Origin of the sequence: Niallia sp. FSL M8-0099 (assembly GCF_038006945.1) — a bacterium.
Taxonomy (GTDB): Bacteria; Bacillota; Bacilli; order Bacillales; family Cytobacillaceae; genus Niallia; species Niallia circulans.
The window spans coordinates 793,039-815,340 of the sequence record NZ_JBBOWF010000002.1 but is presented as its reverse complement, the minus strand read 5'-3'; the positions used below and the strand labels follow the sequence as shown (position 1 = coordinate 815,340).

General features: G+C 36.9%; 20 protein-coding genes. 6 read left to right on the top strand and 14 right to left on the bottom strand.

Features of this window, described 5'->3' with window-relative positions; genetic code table 11:
- Positions 1 to 590: 590 nt before the first annotated feature.
- The 5 genes from NSQ92_RS18705 to NSQ92_RS18685 all read right to left on the bottom strand — a co-directional run bounded on the left by NSQ92_RS18705 (position 591) and on the right by NSQ92_RS18685 (position 4,008).
- Positions 591 to 1,280, bottom strand: a complete 690-nt coding sequence (locus NSQ92_RS18705; protein WP_341153068.1) for a YfjL-like protein — start codon at positions 1,278 to 1,280, stop codon at positions 591 to 593.
- Positions 1,280 to 1,831: a zf-HC2 domain-containing protein gene (locus NSQ92_RS18700; RefSeq protein WP_341153067.1), complete on the bottom strand. Its 552-nt coding sequence runs from the start codon at positions 1,829 to 1,831 to the stop codon at positions 1,280 to 1,282. Before NSQ92_RS18700 ends, NSQ92_RS18705 begins: the two co-directional genes overlap by 1 nt.
- On the bottom strand, positions 1,828 to 2,322 hold the full coding sequence (locus NSQ92_RS18695) for an RNA polymerase sigma factor (RefSeq protein ID WP_163188325.1): 495 nt from the start codon (positions 2,320 to 2,322) through the stop codon (positions 1,828 to 1,830). The genes NSQ92_RS18700 and NSQ92_RS18695 overlap by 4 nt, the downstream gene beginning before the upstream one ends.
- Positions 2,323 to 3,001: 679 nt before the next feature.
- A complete protein-coding gene (locus NSQ92_RS18690; RefSeq protein ID WP_163188327.1) occupies positions 3,002 to 3,736 on the bottom strand; it encodes an SDR family oxidoreductase in 735 nt (244 codons plus the stop codon).
- Positions 3,733 to 4,008: an Atu4866 domain-containing protein gene (locus NSQ92_RS18685; protein WP_172865307.1), complete on the bottom strand. Its 276-nt coding sequence runs from the start codon at positions 4,006 to 4,008 to the stop codon at positions 3,733 to 3,735. The genes NSQ92_RS18690 and NSQ92_RS18685 overlap by 4 nt, the downstream gene beginning before the upstream one ends.
- A 269-nt stretch (positions 4,009 to 4,277) precedes the next feature.
- Here NSQ92_RS18685 and NSQ92_RS18680 point away from each other — a divergent pair, with 269 nt between their 5' ends.
- The 3 genes from NSQ92_RS18680 to NSQ92_RS18670 all read left to right on the top strand — a co-directional run bounded on the left by NSQ92_RS18680 (position 4,278) and on the right by NSQ92_RS18670 (position 5,955).
- The gene (locus NSQ92_RS18680) at positions 4,278 to 5,162 is read left to right on the top strand and encodes an AraC family transcriptional regulator N-terminal domain-containing protein (protein ID WP_163188330.1); all 885 of its coding nucleotides are present in this window, start codon (positions 4,278 to 4,280) and stop codon (positions 5,160 to 5,162) included.
- A gap of 115 nt (positions 5,163 to 5,277) precedes the next feature.
- Positions 5,278 to 5,622 carry a hypothetical protein gene (locus NSQ92_RS18675; RefSeq protein ID WP_341153066.1) on the top strand — a complete coding sequence of 115 codons (345 nt, stop codon included), beginning with the start codon at positions 5,278 to 5,280 and terminating at the stop codon, positions 5,620 to 5,622.
- 102 nt (positions 5,623 to 5,724) lie between these two features.
- Positions 5,725 to 5,955 carry a putative quinol monooxygenase gene (locus NSQ92_RS18670; RefSeq protein ID WP_217279699.1) on the top strand — a complete coding sequence of 77 codons (231 nt, stop codon included), beginning with the start codon at positions 5,725 to 5,727 and terminating at the stop codon, positions 5,953 to 5,955.
- Positions 5,956 to 6,490: 535 nt separating this feature from the next.
- Here the strand turns inward: NSQ92_RS18670 and NSQ92_RS18665 are convergent.
- The 7 genes from NSQ92_RS18665 to NSQ92_RS18635 all read right to left on the bottom strand — a co-directional run bounded on the left by NSQ92_RS18665 (position 6,491) and on the right by NSQ92_RS18635 (position 13,441).
- Complete coding sequence (locus NSQ92_RS18665; protein WP_341153065.1) at positions 6,491 to 8,197, bottom strand: adenine deaminase C-terminal domain-containing protein; 1,707 nt, start codon at positions 8,195 to 8,197, stop codon at positions 6,491 to 6,493.
- 13 nt (positions 8,198 to 8,210) lie between these two features.
- Positions 8,211 to 9,269 carry an ABC transporter ATP-binding protein gene (locus tag NSQ92_RS18660; RefSeq protein WP_341153064.1) on the bottom strand — a complete coding sequence of 353 codons (1,059 nt, stop codon included), beginning with the start codon at positions 9,267 to 9,269 and terminating at the stop codon, positions 8,211 to 8,213.
- Between the two features lie 12 nt (positions 9,270 to 9,281).
- Positions 9,282 to 10,070 carry an ABC transporter permease gene (locus tag NSQ92_RS18655; protein ID WP_047944426.1) on the bottom strand — a complete coding sequence of 263 codons (789 nt, stop codon included), beginning with the start codon at positions 10,068 to 10,070 and terminating at the stop codon, positions 9,282 to 9,284.
- Positions 10,071 to 10,076: 6 nt separating this feature from the next.
- Positions 10,077 to 10,898 (bottom strand): ABC transporter permease, encoded by an 822-nt coding sequence (locus tag NSQ92_RS18650; protein ID WP_341153063.1) that lies wholly within the window; start codon positions 10,896 to 10,898, stop codon positions 10,077 to 10,079.
- Positions 10,899 to 10,902: 4 nt separating this feature from the next.
- Entirely contained in the window at positions 10,903 to 11,850 is a 948-nt protein-coding gene (locus tag NSQ92_RS18645) for a nucleoside hydrolase (protein ID WP_047944424.1), read from the bottom strand.
- Between the two features lie 17 nt (positions 11,851 to 11,867).
- On the bottom strand, positions 11,868 to 12,914 hold the full coding sequence (locus tag NSQ92_RS18640) for an ABC transporter substrate-binding protein (RefSeq protein WP_341153299.1): 1,047 nt from the start codon (positions 12,912 to 12,914) through the stop codon (positions 11,868 to 11,870).
- 206 nt (positions 12,915 to 13,120) lie between these two features.
- Positions 13,121 to 13,441, bottom strand: a complete 321-nt coding sequence (locus NSQ92_RS18635) for a Na-translocating system protein MpsC family protein (protein WP_047944423.1) — start codon at positions 13,439 to 13,441, stop codon at positions 13,121 to 13,123.
- 650 nt (positions 13,442 to 14,091) lie between these two features.
- Here NSQ92_RS18635 and NSQ92_RS18630 point away from each other — a divergent pair.
- Both NSQ92_RS18630 and NSQ92_RS18625 read left to right on the top strand, forming a co-directional pair.
- Positions 14,092 to 15,393 (top strand): GntP family permease, encoded by a 1,302-nt coding sequence (locus tag NSQ92_RS18630; protein ID WP_172865627.1) that lies wholly within the window; start codon positions 14,092 to 14,094, stop codon positions 15,391 to 15,393.
- A 15-nt stretch (positions 15,394 to 15,408) separates the two neighbouring features.
- Complete coding sequence (locus NSQ92_RS18625; protein WP_341133014.1) at positions 15,409 to 16,545, top strand: glycerate kinase family protein; 1,137 nt, start codon at positions 15,409 to 15,411, stop codon at positions 16,543 to 16,545.
- A gap of 62 nt (positions 16,546 to 16,607) precedes the next feature.
- Here the strand turns inward: NSQ92_RS18625 and NSQ92_RS18620 are convergent, their stop codons facing one another.
- Together NSQ92_RS18620 and NSQ92_RS26855 are read right to left on the bottom strand one after the other, a co-directional pair.
- Entirely contained in the window at positions 16,608 to 17,633 is a 1,026-nt protein-coding gene (locus NSQ92_RS18620) for a CdaR family transcriptional regulator (protein ID WP_341153062.1), read from the bottom strand.
- 587 nt (positions 17,634 to 18,220) lie between these two features.
- Positions 18,221 to 18,421: a SunI/YnzG family protein gene (locus NSQ92_RS26855; RefSeq protein ID WP_445669273.1), complete on the bottom strand. Its 201-nt coding sequence runs from the start codon at positions 18,419 to 18,421 to the stop codon at positions 18,221 to 18,223.
- A 526-nt stretch (positions 18,422 to 18,947) separates the two neighbouring features.
- On the opposite strand from NSQ92_RS26855, the gene NSQ92_RS18615 reads away from it, so the two are divergent.
- A complete protein-coding gene (locus NSQ92_RS18615; protein ID WP_341153061.1) occupies positions 18,948 to 21,608 on the top strand; it encodes a YhgE/Pip domain-containing protein in 2,661 nt (886 codons plus the stop codon).
- Positions 21,609 to 22,302: the final 694 nt, after the last annotated feature.

The window sequence follows — 22,302 nt, the reverse complement described above, 5'->3', positions numbered from 1 at the left end:
GTTTCACAAACTGCAAATAAAAAAGAGAATCCCCACAAACCAAATTGTGAGAACTCTCTCTTGTACGTCCTTCAAGGAAACTTACATTTTATAGAATAAATAGTATAACCACAACGAACAAGGGATTAAGGTAACTGTTGCTCGTTATATTAGTATCGAGATGCAGCTAATAATGAGAATGAAGTCCACAATTATATAAAATACTTGAGTAATATAATAGGATGATAAGAGAATTTTAATAATATAATAAAAATACAAACTTTCACAGAATTATAATGGAAGTTTGTATTTCCCTCCATAATACTACTCGAAGCAATAAGAAAGCTAAAGTCAAAGTTTCTACTACAATTCGTATAAAAATTGATTTTATTACCAAATAAATCATAATTTCCTGATTTATTCCATTACCCACTGAGTAAATAAGAATTACCAAAGTATGAAGAACTAATGATTAAATAATAATATCAGCACCTTGGTGCACTAAGGACTTTTAAATTTTTAAAAGGGGTTGCTCTTATGTAACACAATCGGACAGGTTAGTTCAATAAGAGAAGTGACTGCCCGAAAGTAAGTATGAAAAGTGTACTCTTTTAATTTATATCCTTAAGCATTAATTTTTGTTGGGGGGTAAAACTAACATATTCATCAAAACTCTTCTCGCTATTCACCATAACACTGTACCCAACCTCTGCTAAATGATAATCAATAGACTCTGAATTCAGCTGTTGCTGGATTGCCTTTGCTTGCTGTAACATCTGCTCCTTGGTCAAGTCGTCTTTTTCAATTTCCATCATGATGAGAAAGGGCCTTGGTGTTTTCAGTTTAGGTGTCCATACTTTGACATCATTATTGTAAACCTCGATATCTGTTGCCACTGTATGGAGTTCTGGGATGTTTTTTTGTACGAGTTTCAGGATATATTGTTCTGCCTGCTTATTTAATTTTTGTGATGTTTTCTTATCTATACTAGTATCATGAATCGTATCAATAAATACATCATAAGGTTCATAACTATGGACATTGAACTTATAAGTTGTTTCCACACCAAGTGGTTCTTTTTCCAAGACTTCAAAACGAATGTCTTCATTATTGCTGCTATACTTTGCATACCACTTAATGGTTAAGTCCTTCTCAGGGTATGTTTTTACTAAATAAGATTTAAGACTGTCTCTGGCTTTGGATATTTCATATGGATTCCCGGCTGCTTTGATATAGATACCTATTACTATTGCTATTAGTGAAGCGGCAATCAAAATGTATATTATTTTCTTTTTCAACATTATTTCTTCTCCTCCATTACTTTACGAATACAAAAACCGATGGCAATCCCGATAATAGTAAATATTACATGCATGAAAAAGACGATGATTGTAACTCCAAATTCCTCTGAAATACTTTCTAAGGGTACACCGCCGAGCCAATCCGTCATATACTTCATAATACTCCACAGTAAGGTCGGGGCAGCTGCAATTAAAAACGACATGAACATAGATTGATAGAATAAATAGGTGATGGCACCTAAAATAGTATAGGTTAATATATAGCCCACACTGCCATTCATAAGACTTGTGCTCATGGCTAACAAGAATGCAATGGCCACAAAAAAGATCTGGATGGAAGCCACCCGCAGCGTTACTTTCCGAATCATCTTTTTCGAAGAGAGTCCGGGCTTTACCTTTGGTGCCAGTGGAATTTGCGATTGTTCAGCGATCTGACGGCACTCATCGCAGCTATGCAGATGCTCATCCACAAACAGTTTTGTTTCTGGCTGTAACAACCCCTCTTCATATAATGGCAATAGATCCTGCGTTATCGTACAGTCCTTCTTCATATAGTCAGCTCCATTTCCTTTTGGATTCTCAATTTTAGCCGATGAAACGTCACACGTGCGTAGGTTTCTGACTTACCCAATAGTTCTGCAATTTCCATAAAGCTCAGTTCCCCGTAAATACGTAAAATCACTAATTCCCTTGCATCATCATCCAGCTTTGAAATATGATGCAATAGCCTTCGCATATCATCATGAATCTCTGCTAATTCTTCTATGGTATGTATGTCTGCTTCCGGAATCATAGCAAGCTTTTGGATAATATTTTGCTGATACTTATTTTTGCGATAATGTTTTTTTAAGATATTATTTGCAATGGCGAATATCCACGTCGACAAGGTGGAATTCCCATTAAAAGAGGTAATATTCTTACATGCTTCATAAAAAGTATCATGGCAGAGATCTTGAGCAGTCTCTCGACTCGCTGTTTTCGCATAAAAAAAGCCATATATTTTTGGTTGAATCTCCTCATATTCCTTTTCAAGTTTATTCATGGCAACCTTCTCTCTCAACTGTTCGTAATTTTAATACCGTGTCCACACATTTCGTTACAAGTTTCTTAAAATTTTTTCTATTCCCTATAAATCTCTTATATTTATAAGTGGAGAAAACTGTTCACATAATGTTTCTGATATTTCTCATGATGATCTTTTCTTATACTGTACTTAGTATTAATACCGTGTCTGTACGTTTCGTTACAAGTTTTTGAGAAAAATTTTATCTATTTCCTATCAATCTCTAACAAGAATAATAATCAGGGTATATCACGATGGAAAATCCTGCTGTAATTGTATGTTTGGAAGGTTGAGTGATGGGAGTAAAGCTAGTGAGGAGGTGGGAAGAGGAGAGGAGATGAAGTGATAACACGGGACAAAACTAGACACATTCTTATTTACTATTGGGTTTATAAAATTAAGTATTTTACTTCCAAAGTGGCTATAAAATAATATTGTGATGAAAGAAGCATGCGAATCATAAAGAATGCACATCCATTATGATTCGCACAGAAGGAAGAATCCGTTCATGTAAAAAGAATACTGTTTCGTTGCTAAATCTATTAAAGTAGTTATGAGATATGAAAACATGCCCTAGAACGAACGTATTGCTTCTTACTTTTATAGGTAATTAACTTGTCTCTTCTTCTCATAAGTACTAAATCTGCATAAATCAATCTTACACTACGGGTTTTATGACCATTTCACTAACATCGACATTTTCTGGCTGTTCTAGTGCATAGACTATAGCGCGGGCAATAGCTGTCGCTGGAAGAGTAATACGCCGGTATTCCTTCATGAATTCTCTCGTATCATTATCTGTTATGCTTTCCGCTAGTTCTGATTCCGTTACTCCTGGTGATACGAGGGTCACACGGATGCCTTGTCCCGCAGTCTCTTGACGTAATCCATCTGTTATTGCGCGTACAGCATATTTAGTCGCACAGTAGACAGCAGCTGTAGGGGTCACTTCGTATGCGCCGATAGATGCGATGTTAATAAAATGTCCGAACCCCTGTTTTTTCATGATAGGGAGACCTGCAGCAATTCCGTGGAGTACGCCGCGAATATTCACATCAATCATACGGTTCCATTCTTCAATCTTCAATGCTTCTAGCGGAGAAAGGGGCATCACGCCAGCATTATTGACAACAGCGTCCACACGTCCATAACGATTTTGGGCTTTTTCAATCATTGCTTGCATCTGTTCTAGAACGGTAACGTCGAGCTGATGAACAATCACAGAACCATTATCGGCGCGAATATCTGATGCCAATGTCTCTAGTTTTTCTATGCGCCTTGCTCCGATTACCAGATGGACTCCTAAGCTTGCAAGCAACCGGGCTGTAGTTTCACCAATTCCGCTGCTTGCCCCAGTAATCACAACCACTTTTCCTTTAAGTAAAGATCTCATTCATTCATCTCCTCCTTAAGTTCTTCCCTATAGAGCACCATACCTGCATGGTAAAGGATACCGTTGATAAAATCACCGTTAGCAGTGAAGCCTGTATCATCGACATATTCAATATGATTGCCCTTGATTATATATCTACCTTGATAGGCGCTTTTACGGTCACCTCTAGCTTCGTCATAACGCCCATTCGGAAGCAGTTTATGCCGAATATAGCCGTCAGCTGTTACCCACATGCCTACGTAAGGATGGGAATTAGCATGTTCTTTTTTCATTTCTCCATCTCCTTTTACATTTAAATGATGACTGACACTCCAATTTTGATAGGTTGAAAAAGAAAATAAGAAAATCCATATAGCAGCTAAGAAAACTTTCATCAAATCCTAACCCTCCATTTGAAGTGGCTGATCATGAATTAATTATGCATCCTAGCAGAAAGAAGGAGATAGTCGGAAGATACATAATTATTGCCTAATTCTCTAATTGAAGATAAGATAGAAAAAAGAAAAATGTACAGTTATTGGTAAAAACGGAGGGATTGCCCATGAGTCGAATAATGGAACTAGTAGAGTTACTGGATAGAGAAGTGACAATGGATGGAGCGCATGAGACTTTAATATCCGGCTTAAGGTTTGTGCGTGCGTCACAGATTTCTGAACCTATGTATTCTGTTTACGAACCTTCCCTATGCGTCGTGGCCCAAGGTTCAAAAGTAGTTATGCTCGGAAAAGAAAGCTATGAATATGATGCGGCAAGTTATTTGACCGCTTCTGTGCATTTGCCGATTACAGGCCAGGTGGTGAAGGCATCGCCGGATAAGCCTTATTTATGTGTCAATCTGCAGCTTGATATGAACTTAATTTTAGAAGTCATACAAACATCTAATCAAGTTACATCAGATTGCCCCCCGGGTTGCGGTTTGATAATTAGTCGGGTAGATGACTCGCTTCTTGAGGCGGTAATGCGGCTTATCAGACTACTGGAAACTCCCCAGGATATTCCAGTCCTTGCCTCTAGTGTCCAGCGTGAGATTGTTTACCGTATTCTACAGAATGATCAGAATGACTCCTTAAAGCATTTTGCACTTGTAGGCAGTCAGGGGCAGAGGATTGCGAAAATCATTGGAATATTGAACCAGGAATTCGATCAACCATTAAGGGTGGACAAATTAGCGAAAGAAGCCAGTATGAGTACTTCCTCTTTTTACTATCATTTCAAGGAAGTCACGGGAATGAGCCCGATTCAGTACCAGAAACAACTGCGCCTACAGGAAGCACGCCGATTGCTTTTAACAGAAAATATGGAAGCGGCAGAGGCCGCGTTCCAAGTAGGGTATGAAAGTCCATCTCATTTCAGCCGGGAATATAACAGAAAGTTCGGTCTGTCCCCAATCAAAGATATACGACGTCTACGTGAAATGTTTCAATAAGAGAAAATACTATTCTGGTATGGGGATAGGAAAAAAACTAACTTGACGTGGCTTATTTTTAAATAGCAGTGTTTGTTTAAAACTTAATGGGAATCATATATAAGCGACTTTTAATATGTTTGATTCAGTATCTAAGCTGGGTTGTAAATCTATCAACACAGACTTTAATAAAGATTCCAATTTTATACAGGGATACTATACTCATTTAATTACTGATGCTAGTTGGCTAAAAGGCTTTTATTTACCTAGGTTAAAAAATAGAATGGAAGCAGATGAAAACATATTCAATCGATATCATAATGACTTTCTATTACTAAACATCAAATTGTTAGATTATAATGCTTCACAACAATTAAGTGAAGCATTAAGTATAAGTGGTACTATCATTGAAACAGAAGAGGTAAAATCTAACGATATAAAAGAATGTTTCCCCTTTGTACTTGGTGATACACTATGGTAGGGGCGAACTTAAACAACTACTAACAGTGCTCACCCTTGAGCAGATTATAGGTTATATAGAGACTTCTGTTGATAAGGGCTTAATCTGGAAGCAGCAGAATCAATGAAGGATTTGGATGAATGTGAAATATATCTTGTGAATATTTCCGAGAATGAATCAGGTTCTGTTTATGTTTATGAAGTATGGGCAAATGAAGATGCCCATCAAGCATCTCTAGGTCTCGAAGCCACCAAAACATTAATAAGTCGTGCGAAACCAATTATTACTGGTATGGAAAGAATCAGCACTTTCATAACAAGAGGCGGAAAGGGCATTTCAGTTAATTATAATTAAACTTCCGTAGATAAAATTAAACTTGGCTGTCATTGTGGCAGTTTTTTCTTATTTAAAGGGAAAAAAATGTACTTACACAATTGTGGGCTTTCGCCGGAGAGCAAGCTTTAGCCTGTGGGGTCTAAAGTTTGCTCTGCTTCCCGCAGGAGTCGTGTGTCCTCCGTTTTTAAAGATTACTTCGTTCCATTTTTCTTTTAAGAAAAACTAAAATTACTAGGAAAAAACGGAGCAGACGTGAATACACATATACTCTTATGGGGGTAGTGAGAAAGTCCAAGACTCCGCAGGAACTAAAGACGTGGGGAGGCATGGCGCTCGCCCCATGGAAAGTGAATGTATTCAGTCTGCGGGTGATTACCACAAACCTCCTTATCTTAGTGAGGTTGGAACATGTATTTCAATCAAATATAACCCCGAAACATTATACACACTAAAAGATATTCGGGGGTTATTTATTTTAGAAAAATAGTTGGTAAGGTCATCAGTCGATGACCTTACCAACTAATCTTAGTATGCTTTAGTTTTATTAATAATGTCATAACTCAAAGGAAACGACTTTGCCTTCGTTTACTGCAATTAAGCCGTGGTCTGTTATTTTTAGTGCTGGGCTTACTGGCAGGGACAGGGTGCTTAATGACATGATTACATTATAATGTTCGTAACCTAATGACTTTAAAGCATCTGTTAATTCTTCTACTTGTGATGCTATGACTTCTAAAGGTTCTTCCGATAGAATGCCTCCAACTGGTAGTGGCACCATGGAGAGGATTTTTCCGTCATAGACACAGCAGATGCCGCCTTGGTTTTTGATGACTTCATTTGCAGCTAGCTGCATATCTGCTTTATTTTTCCCGACTACTAATAAGTTGTGATTATCATGGGAGTAGGTGGTGGCAACAGCGCCCTTTTTTAAAATATCTCCGCCGATTAAGCCATGTGCTTGATTGTTATTTTTTCCATAGCGTTCAAATGTTTTAACTAAACAATAAGCGCTATTCATCCATTGTAATTTTCCTGCTTCCACTGCAAGTGTATCTTGTCTTTCTTCTGTAAAAGTAGAGCCATTTTGTACATGGATCGTTCGAACAGTGACACTCTTTTTCTCTGTTTCGATAGGTACTTCAAAATCCTCTGCCTTTAAGGGAGCAATCTTTACACTTTCATAGAAAGGGGCAGGGAATTGTTTGGAGACCGCTCTCTGCACATATGGGAGGTCTCGCTCAAAAACTTTTTGGCCGTTTTTATATACAGCATCAATGGAAAAGTCTGCGACATTACTCACCATTACAAAATCAGCTATTTTGCCTGGGGCGATAACGCCTCTATCATACATTCTCATCCGCTGTGCAGGAGTATAGGTGCAAGCATAAATGGCATCCTCCATGGACATCCCCATGGCAATAGCTTTCTTCAGCAAGACATTTAAATGGCCTCTTCTTTGAAAAGAATCTGCCATTACATCATCTGTCACAAAGCAAAAATGTTCTTTAACTGGATTTGCACTGAGATAGTCGATTACTTCTTTTGTCATCGATTTCTCTTGAATTTCTAAAAACATGCCAATTGCAATTCTTTCCATCATTCCTTCCACAGTCTGGTGAGTATGGTCGGAGCCGACGCCAGCAAAAGCAATTCCTTGTAATTCATCATCTAATAGTTTAGGAACATGGCCTTCAATTATTAGTTCAGGATAGTTGCTGCGAACAAAGTCGAGAATTTGATTGGTTTTGCAATCTGGCTTTGTGAGAACATCATAGTAATTCATGATTTCGCCTAGGCATTTGATGGACTCTGTCTGCAGCAGTTCTTCGATATCCTCTATTTCAATTGCGCCGCCGGTCGTTTCCATTGCAGTAGCGGGAACAGAGCTCGGAATGCCATAAAACATATCGACCACTTCATTTTTGCTTGCCTTAATCATTTCTTTTACCCCAGCAATTCCAAAAACATTGGCCATTTCATGGGGTTCTGGAACGATAGTTGTTACTCCATTCTTTATTAATCCATAGGAAAAGGTTGCAGGTGTAACCATCGTACTTTCAATATGCAAGTGAATATCAATTAAGCCTGGAATGATATATTTTCCATCAGCGTCAACCGTCTCTTTTGCTTGGAAAAATTCTCTTCCCTTTTTTCCGATATAAAAGAACTTTCCATCTTTAATCGCGATATTTTCTTTTCTAAATTGTTTAAAATAACTATTAAACACAATTCCGTTCAAAACGAGTGTATCTACTTGCACGAAAAACCCTCCTCTATTCCACTAGTACCATTTGATTCTGTGGAATAATTACCGTTACTTCTTGTCCGTTTTTAAATGGCTCAACCATTTCTTTATTAATCGTGAAATCACCGAGGGCTGTTTCTACCACATATTGATAGCTTCTGCCAAGGAATGTCGTAATTTTAATGATTCCCTTCATTCCATTCGTTGGGATAGCATCTATGCTTGGCTCCATCATAAAATCATCGGGACGAATGGCGCCCACTTTTTTATTGAGATTTTCCATATGTGCATGTCGATCAACCTTGAAGATCAATCCAGCTTTTTCAAGCTCGATATGATCCTCATGATCTATTCGTTTATCAAAAGGAATGAAGTTTTTAAAGCCGATAAAGTCAGCAACGAACTTTGTTTCGGGATATTGATAAATGGTCGCTGGGTCGCTCAGCTGTTCAATGACTCCTTTATTCATAATGGCAACTTGATCTGAAATCGAGAAGCATTCTTCTTGGTCATGGGAGACGTAAACAGTAGTGATTCCTAGTTCTTGCTGAATTCTGCGAATCTCTACTCTCATATTGACTCTAAGGTTTGCATCAAGATTACTTAGTGGTTCATCAAATAGTAGAATATCAGGTTCGATTACTAAAGCTCTTGCGATTGCCACACGTTGTCTTTGACCACCAGATAGCTCGCTGGGAAATCGTTGTTCAAATCCCCTTAAGTTTACAATCTCCAGCATATTTAAAACGCGTTTCTCGATTTCCTTTTTGTTGATTTTTCGTAATCGCAAGCCAAATGCAATATTGTCAAAAATAGATAGATGAGGAAAGAGCGCATAGTTTTGAAAAACAAAGCCGAAATTTCGTTTGTTAACAGGAACCTTTGTATAATCTTTACCTTCAAAAATAAATTTTCCTTTACTTGCTTCTAAAAATCCTGCAATTAAGCGCAATGTCGTTGTTTTTCCACAGCCGCTTGGACCTAACAGGGAAACAAGCTGTCCTTTTTCAATACTTAAATTAAAATCTTCTAATATATTTTTCTTTTCATATGCAACAGATACATTTTCTAAAGTAAATAAAGCCATTTTTATCCTCCATTATCTTTTCGTGAAATAAGACAATCCCATTAATCTTTCCACTACAAACATAAAGATAGCAGTTAAGAACATTAATAGAACAGAGATGGCTGCAACAGTAGGATCAAAATAATTCTCTACATAAAGCAGCATTTGAATAGGGAACGTACTGACACCGGGTCCAGTCATATAAACCGAAATATCCACATTGTTGAAGGACTCTAAAAAGGCAATCATGACAGCCGCGATAATGCCAGATTTAATGTTCGGCAATACGACACGAAAGAATGTACCAATTCGATTCGCACCAAGACTAAGTGCCGCTTCTTCTATGGAAAAATCAAAGTTTGCCAGACTAGAAGAAATGACGCGAATAATAAATGGCAGCATGATGACTGTATGACCGATAAATAAGGATAAATAAATAGGAAGGTTATAGGTCACAACAATATAACGCAAAAAAGAGAAACCTAGAACGATTCCTGGAATAAGAATCGGAGAAACGAAGATAGCATTAATGATCCCTTTGCCAGCAAAGTTAAAGCGGCTAAGCGCATAGGCTGCTGGTACACCAAGTAGTAATGCTAAAATGTTTCCTGCTATGGATACAATAATGGATGTTTTAAAGGTGCTTAAAAACATTTCCACTTTAAAAATATTCTCATACCATCTAAGGGAAAACTCTTCTGGAGGGAATTTCAGAATACTTCCACTCTCAAAAGAGGTAATCGATATTATTACAAGCGGCCCAAGTAAAAAAATAAAAACAAGGATCGTAAACAGGGCCAATCCTCTATGTTTTTCCTGCATACACGTTTACCCCTTTGGATTTAGTTTTTTCGCAACACCATTCATGATCGAAATAATGATAAAGGTACAAATAATCATTATAGTTGCCACAATAGAGGCAAGTTTCCAGTCATTTAAGGTAATTGCATTTTGATAAAGAAAAGTGGAGATAACCCGTTGTTTTCCACCGAGCAAAGCAGGCGTAGTATATGCGGTAAAGCTGCCCACAAATACTAAAATACTTCCAATTACAAGGCCGGGAACACATAATGGCACAATGATTTTCATAAAGGATGCCATTTTGGAAGCACCAAGACTTTCTGCTGCACGCAGTAAATCACTGTCGATATTCTCCATTACACCAACAAGCGTTACGATAATTAATGGAAGAAAAAGGTGAACTAAACCGATAATAATTGCATTAGGCGTATATAAAATATTTAAAGGTTCTTGGATAAGCCCTAGACTCAATAACGTTTTATTTAACACACCATTTTTCCCAATAATAATCATCCAGCTAAAGGAACGAACAACAGGACTTGTCAGCAATGGAAAAATCGTGAATAACAGGAGAACCGCCTTTCTTTTGCTAGGAAGCTTCGCAATATAATAGGAAACTGGAAAGCCAATTAAAATACAAATAAAAGTTGTGAGTAAACTAACGCGTAAAGTAGTAAGAAGGATATCGATAAAGTATTTATCCTTAAAAAAGTCGATATATCCTTGCAAACTAAAGGATCCTCCCTCATTAAAGGTTGTCCCCATCATTGAAAGAATAGGTATTAATAAAAATATCGTTAAAAATAATACTCCTGGCAGTAAAAGTAAATATAAATATCGTTTCTTCAAGACGTCACTCCCTTTCCTCAAAGTGACCATTCAAAATATCAATAAACATCTGGAAGAAGGCATCAGCATCTACTTGTAGGGAAATATGCAAATTCGCTTCTCTTTGTAGACGATTTTGAAAATCACAGACGAGCTGACCATCACATAATTCACTTCTTGTTTCAACATCGACAAAATACTTTTCTGTTTGTACTAGGCCTTTGTTGAGGGCAATTCCTACAGCGAGCGGGTCGTGCATAGCGCAAGCATGGACTCCGTACCGGTTAAAATATTTTTGTTGATAGTCATTTGTACTTTGAGCAATATAATCTTGTAAAGATTTATCCGTTATTAACTGAAGATGATCTTTCGTTAATAATGCTTTTCTTGTTACATCTAATCCGACTTGCGTGATAGCAGGAAAGCCTGCATGTAAAACAATTTTTACAGCTTCGGGATCAACATAGCTGTTAAATTCAGCAGTTGGCGTTACATTACCTGGTCCCTTTACAACCCCGCCCATAAAAATAACTTCTTTCACGTGATTCGTGATTTGCGGACATTTTTTAACGGCTAAAGCTAAATTGGTTAAGGGGCCAGTAAACACTAATGTTACTTCGCCCGAAAAGCTTAAAATGGAATTGATTAAAAAGTCAGGAGCGAAGCCATCACTCACTGGATGAGTGACAGCTGTCTCCTTTAGTGCTCCGCCTAAACCATCTTCTCCATGTATGCGATGTTCGAAGAATGGTGCTCGTACGAGGGGAGTGGCAGCTCCTTTTATTACTGGAATATGATTTGCTTTTACTAAATCTAGTATTTTGCATGTGTTTGTTGTTGCTTGATCCAGGGAGACATTTCCATTAACAGTTGTAATCCCTAGAATATCAAATGATTTGCTTTTTACAGCTAGTAGAATACCAATTGCATCATCAATGCCAGTGTCTACATCCAATATCAGCTTCTCTTTCATGATGACCCTCTTTTCTATTATTGAACTAGCTCGCGGTTCCAGCGATCAATCCAGCCCTTTAAGTTATCGTTGATAAATTTCATATCTAATGTGTGCAAGCTGGTGATTACCTCTTCGCCATATGTTAACCCTTGTGCTTCTTCTTCTGTTAATTCGACTTGCGTATTAACCGGTGAATCTACTTTATTTTTAGCTGATTTTTCTTGTGCTTCTTTTCCTAAAATATAGTTGATGAATTTTTCTGATAGTTCTTTTTGGTCTGAACCTTTTACGATGTTTACTGTATTCATAACGGCATATCCACCTTCAGCAGGTGTAACAAATTCAGCATTAGGGACTGCTTCTTTTAAATCAGCAAAGTACATTTCCATGATTGGCCCAGCGGCAATTTCTCCTTGAGCAAACATATTTACATATTCAGAAGTTTGACCATATTCTTTTACAACGCTTGGCATTAAGGATTTTAATTGTTCAAAGGCTTTATCTTCGCTAAAAGTTTGTTCACCGCTAACTAAAGAAGCCACGTCTACCATCATTGGCCCTGTTGTAGAGGTAATGCTAGGGATCGTAATTTTTCCCTTTAAATCTGCACTCCATAGGTCTTTCCAAGAAGCAACGGGTTTTGCTACTTCATCTGGATTATAAGCAATTCCAAATTGCGCTATGGTATAGGCAGGTCCGTACTCTTCACCAAGTGGAGCTTTAGCCGTTTCATAAATATTGTCTAGATTAGTCAGCTTGCTGCGATCAATCGTTTCAAAAACATTATCTTCAATTCCTTGCTGGGCGTAATAGTCGGATAAAAAGATGACGTCAACATCTGAATTTCCTTGTCTCACTTTATTTAAGCGGTCTGCATTATTACCTGTATCTAAGACGATTTCTACATTGTTCTCTTTTTCGAATGGTGCATAAATTTCACTGCGGAAGAAATCTTCATTAAATCCCCAAGTGGAAACAACTAGCTTTTCTTTTTTTTCTTTGCTGTCTGATGCGCCATCGGAACTGCATGCTGCTAATAATAAAAAGGATGATGCGGCTACTGCACTAACTAATTTTTTCATTTTCATTTTAGAACCCTCCGAATGATTTTGTTTTTTTAGGCTTTAAGAAACTCTCTTTCTCGCAAGCTATTAAATAATAAAAAAAGACAAGCTTAAATAGAATTATCCTTCTACTTAAGATTGTCTTTTCTTTGTAAACAAAGATTAAACTTATCTTTTGTATATAGTGGCGTTCTGCTTAGATAAATCCAAGAAGAAATCCAAGATTAATGTTTAGTTAATACAATGTTTGTAAAAGCAAGCTGTGTGAAAGAATCATAATCCCTAAGAATCGCTTCAATATTCCAATTTGTCGTTTCTTCTAGTTGTTCTTTTAGCTTTTTCTTAAAAAGTAAGGACAGATGAAAGTCAACCTCTTGTTTAAGGCTCGGTACTTCTCCTTCGAGAGCAGCAGAGCGGGGGGCACGTGGATGCTTCGCTTGAAGTGTAATCACATTCTGATCAATCGTTACCTTCAATAATGTCGTTCCAGCACCAAACAAATCCTTTGAAATCTTATTGTATACCTGAGATAAAAATCTCTTCATTTCATTTGCATCGATGATAAATCACCTGCCAAACTATTGATATTGGTTATTATACATATCATTTTTGAATAATTCAATAGAATGTGCGGATTTTGGCGAAAAAAATATAAATTTGTCGTTTCTGGAGGAAATAACATGGTAAAAAACGAACTATGGAGAGATTTGTGAAATGTGTTCTACAGTTTCTCTATAGAGAATCTTTGCTGGAATAGCTAAAGGAAAATTAATTTTAATATTGATAAAATTTTATATATTCCTAACTTTAGTATATTCTCTTTTATTTTTCTAGTAGGAGGGAAGATTTTTTTACATTATTTTAGTGTAAGAGAGAGAGTAGTCATGATAGATTGTAATGTTGCATGAAGAAAATTCTTCTTTTTATAACGGTGATAAAGAAACTGTTTATATATTCCTAACTTAGTTTTTGTGCAAATGAACAAGGAAATTTGGTTGGTTTATCAATTGTTAAAGGGCTTACAATGAAATAGAATGAAACCGTATTCAAATGGTTCTATTTGCAAATGGTTTATAAGGGGTATACACCAATTTTAGTAATATTACCAAACAAGGGCAGAACAAAGGATGATTTTTGGAAGATTCGAATGTAATAGACCGTTATTGTCAAGATTAATAGATTAGGAGGATTATTTATGGCAGCTGGGTTAGAGATTAGTTGGATTGGAGCTTTATGTGGTTTGGCGCTGGCAATTATTTTAATTTTGTTTAAGTTAGCCCCAACTTATTCCCTTATTTTAGGGGCGATTGTTGGAGCATTTATTGGTGGTGCTAATTTTTCAGAGACAATTACGATTTTAGTGTCAGGGACTCAAAGTGTTCAAGGAACAGTTATCCGTATTATTGCTGCAGGGGTTTTTGCAGGTGTCATGATGGAATCTGGGGCAGCAGAAACAATTGCCAAGTTTATTGTTGATAAACTCGGTGGGACAAAGGCTATGCTATCTTTAGCATTAGCTACGATGATCATTACAGCGGTAGGAGTATTCATTCCCGTAGCGGTATTAATTGTCGCACCAATTGCTCTGTCTGTGGCAAAAAAAATGGGTTATTCTAAGATTGCTGTCTTAGTTGCCTTATCCGGAGGGGGAAAAGCAGGAAATATTATATCTCCTAATCCTAATACAATTGCTGCAGCAGGCGGATTTGAGCTTCACGTTAACCAGGTAATGATAGGGGGACTTATTCCAGCTATTTTTGGTGTAATTGTCACAGTATTCCTTGCATCGCTAATTAAGTATAAAGGAACGAAAGTGACAGATCAGGAGGCGGAAGAACTAGAAAATGCAAACGTCTCCAATTTACCGGCTTTATCTAAAGCTTTAATAACTCCAATTATTGCTATTGTTCTATTGATGATTAGTCCAATAGGAGCATTGCTTGGAATAGATGTACTTACAAAATTGAACATTGACTCCTTGTTTATTTTGCCTTTTGCGGCAGTTGTCGGTACGCTGGCGTTAGGGAAAAAAGAAAAGCTGCTGGATTATTGTACAGCTGGCTTAAATAGAATGACACCAACCATTTTAATTATTATTGGTGCAGGTGCTATTGGTGGATTGATTACTGCTTCAGACTTGCCTTCACAAGTAGTTGCCTTAGTAGAATCATCTGGCATTTCTGGCACATTCCTTGCTCCAATTGCAGGAACTTTAATGGCAGCCGCTACAGCATCTACTTCAACAGGGGTTATTTTGGCAACTGGTTCATTCTCAGAAGCAATCTTGAATACTGGCGTCGCACCTATAGCTGCAGCAGTGATGACACATACTGGCGCTACGGTGATTGACCACTTACCACATGGAACTTATTTTCATGTTACTCGCAACGCTATGAATATGAGTATGGCAGACAGAATGAAAGTGGCAGGTTATGAAAGTATTGTTGGCTTAAGCATGACTATTGTAGCAATTATCCTATATGGATTTATTTTATAAAAAGAGGTGGAAGCAATGGGGAAAACATTTTTATTAGCTCCTGATTCATTTAAAGAAAGTATGACAGCAAAAGAAGTATGTGTTGCTATGGAAGCAGGGATAAAAAGAGCAATCCCTGATGCAGAATGTATCCATGTTCCAATGGCAGATGGCGGAGAGGGGACGGTTCAATCACTAGTAGACGCTACAGGCGGTACACTAGTTACAAAGGAAGTTACAGGACCCCTTCATACACCAGTTTTAGCACAGTATGGTATTTTAGGAGACGGTAAGACTGCTGTCATTGAAATGGCATCTGCAAGCGGAATCCATCATGTTAACAAAGAAACAAAAAATCCCCTTATTACCACAACTTTTGGAACAGGGGAATTAATAAGGGAATGTATAGAGCAAGGCATTACAGATATTATATTGGGAATTGGCGGGAGCGCAACAAATGATGGCGGAACGGGTATGGCCGCTGCGCTTGGCTATAAATTTTTAGATAAAGATGGAAATGAATTGTTGTTTGGCGGCGGTTATTTAAATGAACTTAATACAATTGATTGTTCTCATGTTATCCCACAGTTGAAAAATGTGCATATATTGGTTGCATCGGATGTCACAAACCCATTGTGTGGAGAAAATGGAGCATCGGTTGTCTTTGGTCCCCAAAAGGGTGCTACTCCAGAGATGATCCAAATTTTAGATAGAAACCTACGTCACTACGCTAACAAGGTGAAAGAGTATCTTGGAATCGATATAGTAGATACAGCTGGTGCAGGTGCTGCAGGTGGCCTAGGGGCAGGTTTACTTGCTTTCACTCATTCAACGATGAAGAAAGGAATAGATATCGTAATCGAATATACCAATTTAAAGGAAAAGTTAAAAGCAGTAGATTATTGTTTTACAGGAGAAGGCGGCATTGATTTTCAAACAAAGTTTGGCAAAGCCCCATATGGAGTTTCACAAGCAGCTAAAAGTGTGAACCGTGACATTAAAGTAATCGCACTGGCAGGGTGTATTGGTCAGGATGTGGAAGTTTTGTACGAAGAAGGTTTTGATGCCATTTTTGGGATTGTCCCTGGAGCAGCTTCGATTGACACTTTGCTGGCTCAAGGAAAAGAAAATCTTGCAAGAACGGCAGAGAGTATTGCAAGACTATTAAAATAGCATTGCTTGATTTCATACGAGTATATAGCTGAAGCTGTTCCTTTGACTTAGGAGCAGCTTCTTCACTTGATACGATTAATTAACATAAAGATTAGTTCTACAAGATCCAATATATTTTTAGGATCTTTCCCTGTAATTTTATGAATACGATTCAATCGATAATTTAATGTATTTCTATGTACAATCAGCTGGCTGGCTGTTTCATTCATATTCATATTGCAGTTAAGGTAAGCCTGGAGTGTCTTGATAAGTTCATCATTTGTTTCCAGCAAGTCTGACTGAAGGGCTGTTTTTTTTATTTTTTGCAAAGAATAAGATAAATCGGCAATAAACTCACAATCAGCATAAAATATGATTTTCTGATGAAGAAACAACCCTTTTAGTACTTTTAATGCCAATTTTGTCTGAAGAAAACCATCCGCGATTTTATCATTTATTTTGCTAACGGAAATAAAGATATCTTGATATTTAGCTAGATTCTCTAGCAGCTCTTCCATGTTGTTTGGCTCTTGCACAACCACACATAGTGTATTTTGATAGGGCTGAAAGAAAGGAAAGTCTTTGACTATAGTCTCATCAACGTTTTTCTGAAATTCGATATAGACTAGTTGACTTGGTTTATTTAGCTGAACATTATAGGAGGATGCCTGGTCTATTAAATCCTTTGTATAAATAGTATTTGAGTCTATTAATAAGTTGAAAAATTCCTGTTTTACATTCTTTCTCCTATTTTCTTTTTCGGAAGCAATGCTCTGTTCAATTAATAGCAGAACGGTTGACTTCACTAGTTTTCCAAAAGGGCTGGTTTCCTTTATCTCCCCGCTAATACCAACTACTCCTAATATAGTCTTATTCCATTCAATAGGCAGATTAATTCCTTTCTTGACAAATTCTTCATCCTTTTCAATAGGAACTATTCTTTTTTGTTTGATGGCAGCAACTGCACCATGATGGAGCGTGCCGATTCTTTCTTTATTGCCACTGCCAATGATAATGCCAGTTTTATCCATAATATTAATATTATATGGAATATCCTTCATCATTTTATTTACAATTTTTTGTGCCTGTTTGGGTGTTAATTCATACATTTTAACTGGCTCACCACCTTTTAAATAAGAAAGAAAAATACTTGCTATTATATAGTATATATGAGAATTAGATATTTGATTTTTTATATTGCAAAGGAATAGTCGAAAGCACTTCATTTAATGGAAATTAAAAGTAGAGAGAAAACCAAAACAATTCAGTACTCTAAAAAATATCTGGATACTTTTTTTGAAAATACTTTAAAAGAATGGGTAAATTTTTCTGAAACTCTAAACAAATCTGCTGGCCTAATGGAGCGGCGTAAATATTCTTTTGGCAAAACGGGCAGACATCCTTTTCTTTGAATATGTGTTTTACATTCAAGGGAAAAGGTTTAGTAGAATTTCCAATTAGAAAGTGATAATCATGATTTTCTATGCGGAATAAAATTTCCAGTCCCTTAAAGCTGCTTGACGGATAAATCTTGGTTACCTCAATAGGAAGTTCGTTAATCAAAAGCATAGTTAGAATCAATCCTTAATATTTATTGTATAGTCTTATTAATAAAATAAACTATATCATTAAATGATAGCGTGTTCAAATAGGAATAAACACCACAAATCAGCCAATACTGTGGTGGTAAAGAAATTTATTTTTCCTTCATAAAATCCATAATCTTATCCTTCAAATTTCCGATACTTCTATAAACAATATAATTATCTGTTTTGGTATGTATGATGATCCTGTCAGTGTTTCCATAAGGGAGACCAATTCGTATTCCGCTTATTTCTTTCCCGGCATATGTTTCATCATTTGTTACTGCTGTTATATCTGATAAGAGTATTTCAATGGTGCTTAGCTGTCATTTTATTTGTAACTTGTTATTGTTTTTTGTTACTTTGACTTCCAACATTCCCATTCACTCCTTTTAACTATGTTTACGGAGATGATGGGGAAAAGTTTCATGGGATAAGTAACTCTCTAAAAGAGTATGAGCAAGCATACTGACTGGTCTTAACACAAAGTTTTATTGCTCTGTATAACTTGGTGTGAGCATGAAAAAGAAATGGAAATGGTGGGAAAGTTCTGATGATACTCCGGTGTTTTTTCTTAGCAGGTTGTTGTGTTTTGATTACTTGCGCTTTGTGTGAATTCCTTTCTTCATTTATGTTTAGTTGAATCACTTGAAATGGTATCATAGAGAAATATTAGGTTTTTTCCAATATATACTAAGAAAAAAGAGGATGGATTCTAGATGACTGCCGTTATTAAGATGATAAGGGTTTCAGGAGGAAGCTTTTGTTTGAGACTTTATAAGAATCGCTCCTCTGAATGCTTTTCTATTCATCTTCATAAACTAACGAAGGGTGATTTTTTTGAAGAATGTTTTTACTATTTACCGAAATGATTGGATTCGTATTTTTAAGGCGCCTGTTGCGGCACTTCTAATTGTGGCTTTAATGGTGCTGCCATCTCTATATGCTTGGTTTAATTTGGCGGCTTCATGGGATCCATATTCGAATACGAGTGGGATAAAAATTGCAGTAACAAGTGAAGACGAAGGAGCAGTTATTCGCGATTCCTCCGTCAATATTGGCGATGAAATTGTTTCAAGCTTAAAGAAAAATGATAAGCTTGGCTGGGAATTTGTAAGTAAAGAAAAAGCGAAGGAGGGTGTTACGAAAGGAGAGTATTATGCCAGCCTGTACATCCCTCATGATTTTTCCGCTAAGATTGCAACTATTTTAGAGGACAAACAAGTAAAACCAGAGATTGATTATAGTGTAAATGAAAAGTTAAATGCAATCGCACCAAAGATGACTTCTACTGGTGCCTCGACGATTGTGCAGCAAGTAAAGGAAAACTTTATTCATACGGTAAGTGAATCCGTATTGAGTGTATTTAATGATGCTGGAATTAAGCTGGAAGAAGAATTGCCGACGATTAGAAATATAGAAGAGAAAATTTTCGCATTAGAAAAAGAAGTTCCGAAAATAAATGAATTAGGAGAAAAAGTAGTAACACTGGAAGGTAAGTTGCCTGAAATCAATAAACAAGCACAAAAAATTTTAACATTAGAAGCAGCTTTTCCAGATATTAATGAAGCGAGTAAAAATATCCTGTTATTAGAAGAAAAGCTTCCGGAACTAGATAAGGTTGGTGAAGGCATTCTAGTCTTACAGGAAAAGGCGCCAGAAATTCAAAAGTTAGCGGATGGCGTGATGGAGCTAGATGCTCATTTTTCTGACATTAGTGAAATGGTAACAAAAGCATTATCGAATGTAGAAGACATGCAGTCATTTTTGGAAACAGCAAGTGGTTCATTAGAGAAAATCGAACAAGGGATAAATAACGGGAAGCAATTAGCAGATACACTGCCGGCGTTTATCGATGCAAATGGGCAAGCGCTCGATGCAGTAGGGCCAGTATATAAACAAAATCTTCTTCTCCATCAGAAAACGGCTGATGCTGTTCACCAATTTGCTGCATTAGTTCAAAATGGTAATCTTACTGAAGAGGAAGCAAAAACAAATGCAGTAGCTTTGCAAGCACAAGTGCAAACTAGTATCGATAGTTTAACACGTTCCGTTGCATTATTTACTACTCTAAATAGTGTAACTCCAAATGGAGATGATGCTCTTTTGTCTGAAATTAAAGACTTACAGGCATTACAAACCAATTTTCAGCAAGAAAAAAAGCTGCTACATACGATTCAAGCAGAGGATAAGGAGAAAGCATCCAGTTTATTGGCGTTGTCGCAAGAGGCAATTGAGCTTAGTACTACTCTAATGAATCGTTATGACAAGCAAACAGAGCCAGCTATACATCGTGCTATAGAGGGGATAAAGGATTCGGCTCAAAATGCAATGAATGATTTGGAAAGTGCACAGGCGAATATACCAAAGCTAGAAGAGATATTAAAAAATACGGATGAGTCACTTGCCTTTGCGCAAGAAGAATTAACAAAGCTTCATTCTGACTTACCTACAATAGAAAAGAAGATTCATGAAGCAACAAACCTTATCAAGAAAAATACGGACAAAGTTTTAGCAGGCATTAATGATGCCGCAGAATTTTATCAAAAATCTTTTCCGAGTCTGAAAGAGAAGATTCATGCAGCAGCAAACTTTGTTCGTAATGATCTTCCCGCGGCTGAACAAGATATTTCTAAAGTAGCTGCATTTATTAAGACGGATTTACCTAGAGTGGAAGATGCTGTTCATAAAGCGGCAGATATGGTACAAAATGAATTGCCAAATTTAGAAGCGACGTTGACTAAAACGGCAGATTCTATTCGGAAATTTGAAGATGAATATGATTTAGGGGAAATTATTTCCTTGTTGAAAAATGATATACAACAAGAAAGTGACTTTATATCAAATCCGATTGTATTAAATGAAAATTCTTTATTTCCTATTCCTAATTATGGATCAGCGAATTCGCCTTTTTATACAACCTTGAGTTTATGGGTTGGTGCCTTGCTGCTCATTTCTTTATTACGCGTGGATGTTCGAGATCCTGAGGGGATTTACACACCGAACCAAGTATACTTTGGCAGATGGCTCACCTTTGTCACAATTGGATTATGTCAAAGCTTGATTGTGACACTAGGAGATATGTTTATTTTAAAGGCATATGTAGCTGAACCAGTTGCATTCGTATTGTTCAGCATGTTTATCAGCTTAGTATTTATGACAATTGTTTATACATTAGTTTCTGTTTTTGGCAACTTAGGTAAGGGATTAGCAATTATTTTTCTTGTATTGCAGCTATCTGGTTCTGGAGGGACTTTTCCTATTCAAGTTGCACCACCTTTTTTCCAAAAAATTAATCCTTACCTACCATTTACACATGCGATCAACCTGTTAAGAGAAACCGTAGGTGGGATGGTAAAGGAAAAAGTACTATTTTCAATCAGTATGCTTATAGTCTTTAGTGTAATTGCTTTGATTATTGCTCTATTTTTAAAAAAGCCATTAGCAAATGGAACAAGAAAAATGACAGAAAAGGCAAAAGCAAGCGAGATTATACATTAATAGGGACTACGTGGATAAGGAATCTCCCATTATGGAAAGCGAAGGACTGTTTCTACATGATAGAACAGTCTTTTTGCTTTTATTTTTAAGAATAATGTAATGCCGAAAAGGGTAAAAGAAGGAAGGAATCAGCCTTATTAAGTGTTTATGTTAATTATGTAAGCTTCAAGGAAAACTGATGTTGGCTGAAAAAATTCGACTTTAGCTGAAAAGCCAGTGAGATTGGCTGATAAAACAGAAGTTTGGCTGAAAAGCCCCTAACTTTGGCTGATAAAAATGAAGTTTGGCTGAAAAGCCCCTAGCTTTGGCTGATAAGATCGAAGTTTGGCTGATAAAAATGAAGTTTGGCTGAAAAGTCCCTAACTTTGGCTGATAAAAATGAAGTTTGGCTGAAAAGTCCCTAACTTTGGCTGATAAAAATGAAGATTGGCTGAAAAGCCCCCAGTTTTGGCTGATAAAAATGAAGTTTAGCTGAAAAGCCCCTAGCTTTGGCTGATAAGATCGAAGTTTGGCTGAAAAGCCCCTAGCTTTGGCTGATAAAATCGAAGTTTGGCTGATAAAAATGAAGTTTGGCTGAAAAGCCCCCAGTTTTGGCTGATAAAATCGAAGTTTGGCTGAAAAGCCCCTAGCTTTGGCTGATAAGATCGAAGTTTGGCTGAAAAGCCCCTAACTTTGGCTGATAAAAATGAAGTTT

What these genes read in the sequence shown, in the direction of transcription:
- NSQ92_RS18705 (WP_341153068.1), bottom strand. Translation starts at nt 1,280, where the DNA reads ATGTTGAAAAAGAAAATAATATACATTTTGATTGCCGCTTCACTAATA.
- NSQ92_RS18700 (WP_341153067.1), bottom strand. Translation starts at nt 1,831, where the DNA reads ATGAAGAAGGACTGTACGATAACGCAGGATCTATTGCCATTATATGAA.
- NSQ92_RS18695 (WP_163188325.1), bottom strand. Translation starts at nt 2,322, where the DNA reads ATGAATAAACTTGAAAAGGAATATGAGGAGATTCAACCAAAAATATAT.
- NSQ92_RS18690 (WP_163188327.1), bottom strand. Translation starts at nt 3,736, where the DNA reads ATGAGATCTTTACTTAAAGGAAAAGTGGTTGTGATTACTGGGGCAAGC.
- NSQ92_RS18685 (WP_172865307.1), bottom strand. Translation starts at nt 4,008, where the DNA reads ATGAAAAAAGAACATGCTAATTCCCATCCTTACGTAGGCATGTGGGTA.
- NSQ92_RS18680 (WP_163188330.1), top strand. Translation starts at nt 4,278, where the DNA reads ATGAGTCGAATAATGGAACTAGTAGAGTTACTGGATAGAGAAGTGACA.
- NSQ92_RS18675 (WP_341153066.1), top strand. Translation starts at nt 5,278, where the DNA reads ATGTTTGATTCAGTATCTAAGCTGGGTTGTAAATCTATCAACACAGAC.
- NSQ92_RS18670 (WP_217279699.1), top strand. Translation starts at nt 5,725, where the DNA reads ATGAAGGATTTGGATGAATGTGAAATATATCTTGTGAATATTTCCGAG.
- NSQ92_RS18660 (WP_341153064.1), bottom strand. Translation starts at nt 9,269, where the DNA reads ATGGCTTTATTTACTTTAGAAAATGTATCTGTTGCATATGAAAAGAAA.
- NSQ92_RS18655 (WP_047944426.1), bottom strand. Translation starts at nt 10,070, where the DNA reads ATGCAGGAAAAACATAGAGGATTGGCCCTGTTTACGATCCTTGTTTTT.
- NSQ92_RS18645 (WP_047944424.1), bottom strand. Translation starts at nt 11,850, where the DNA reads ATGAAAGAGAAGCTGATATTGGATGTAGACACTGGCATTGATGATGCA.
- NSQ92_RS18640 (WP_341153299.1), bottom strand. Translation starts at nt 12,914, where the DNA reads ATGAAAAAATTAGTTAGTGCAGTAGCCGCATCATCCTTTTTATTATTA.
- NSQ92_RS18635 (WP_047944423.1), bottom strand. Translation starts at nt 13,441, where the DNA reads ATGAAGAGATTTTTATCTCAGGTATACAATAAGATTTCAAAGGATTTG.
- NSQ92_RS18630 (WP_172865627.1), top strand. Translation starts at nt 14,092, where the DNA reads ATGGCAGCTGGGTTAGAGATTAGTTGGATTGGAGCTTTATGTGGTTTG.
- NSQ92_RS18625 (WP_341133014.1), top strand. Translation starts at nt 15,409, where the DNA reads ATGGGGAAAACATTTTTATTAGCTCCTGATTCATTTAAAGAAAGTATG.
- NSQ92_RS18620 (WP_341153062.1), bottom strand. Translation starts at nt 17,633, where the DNA reads ATGTATGAATTAACACCCAAACAGGCACAAAAAATTGTAAATAAAATG.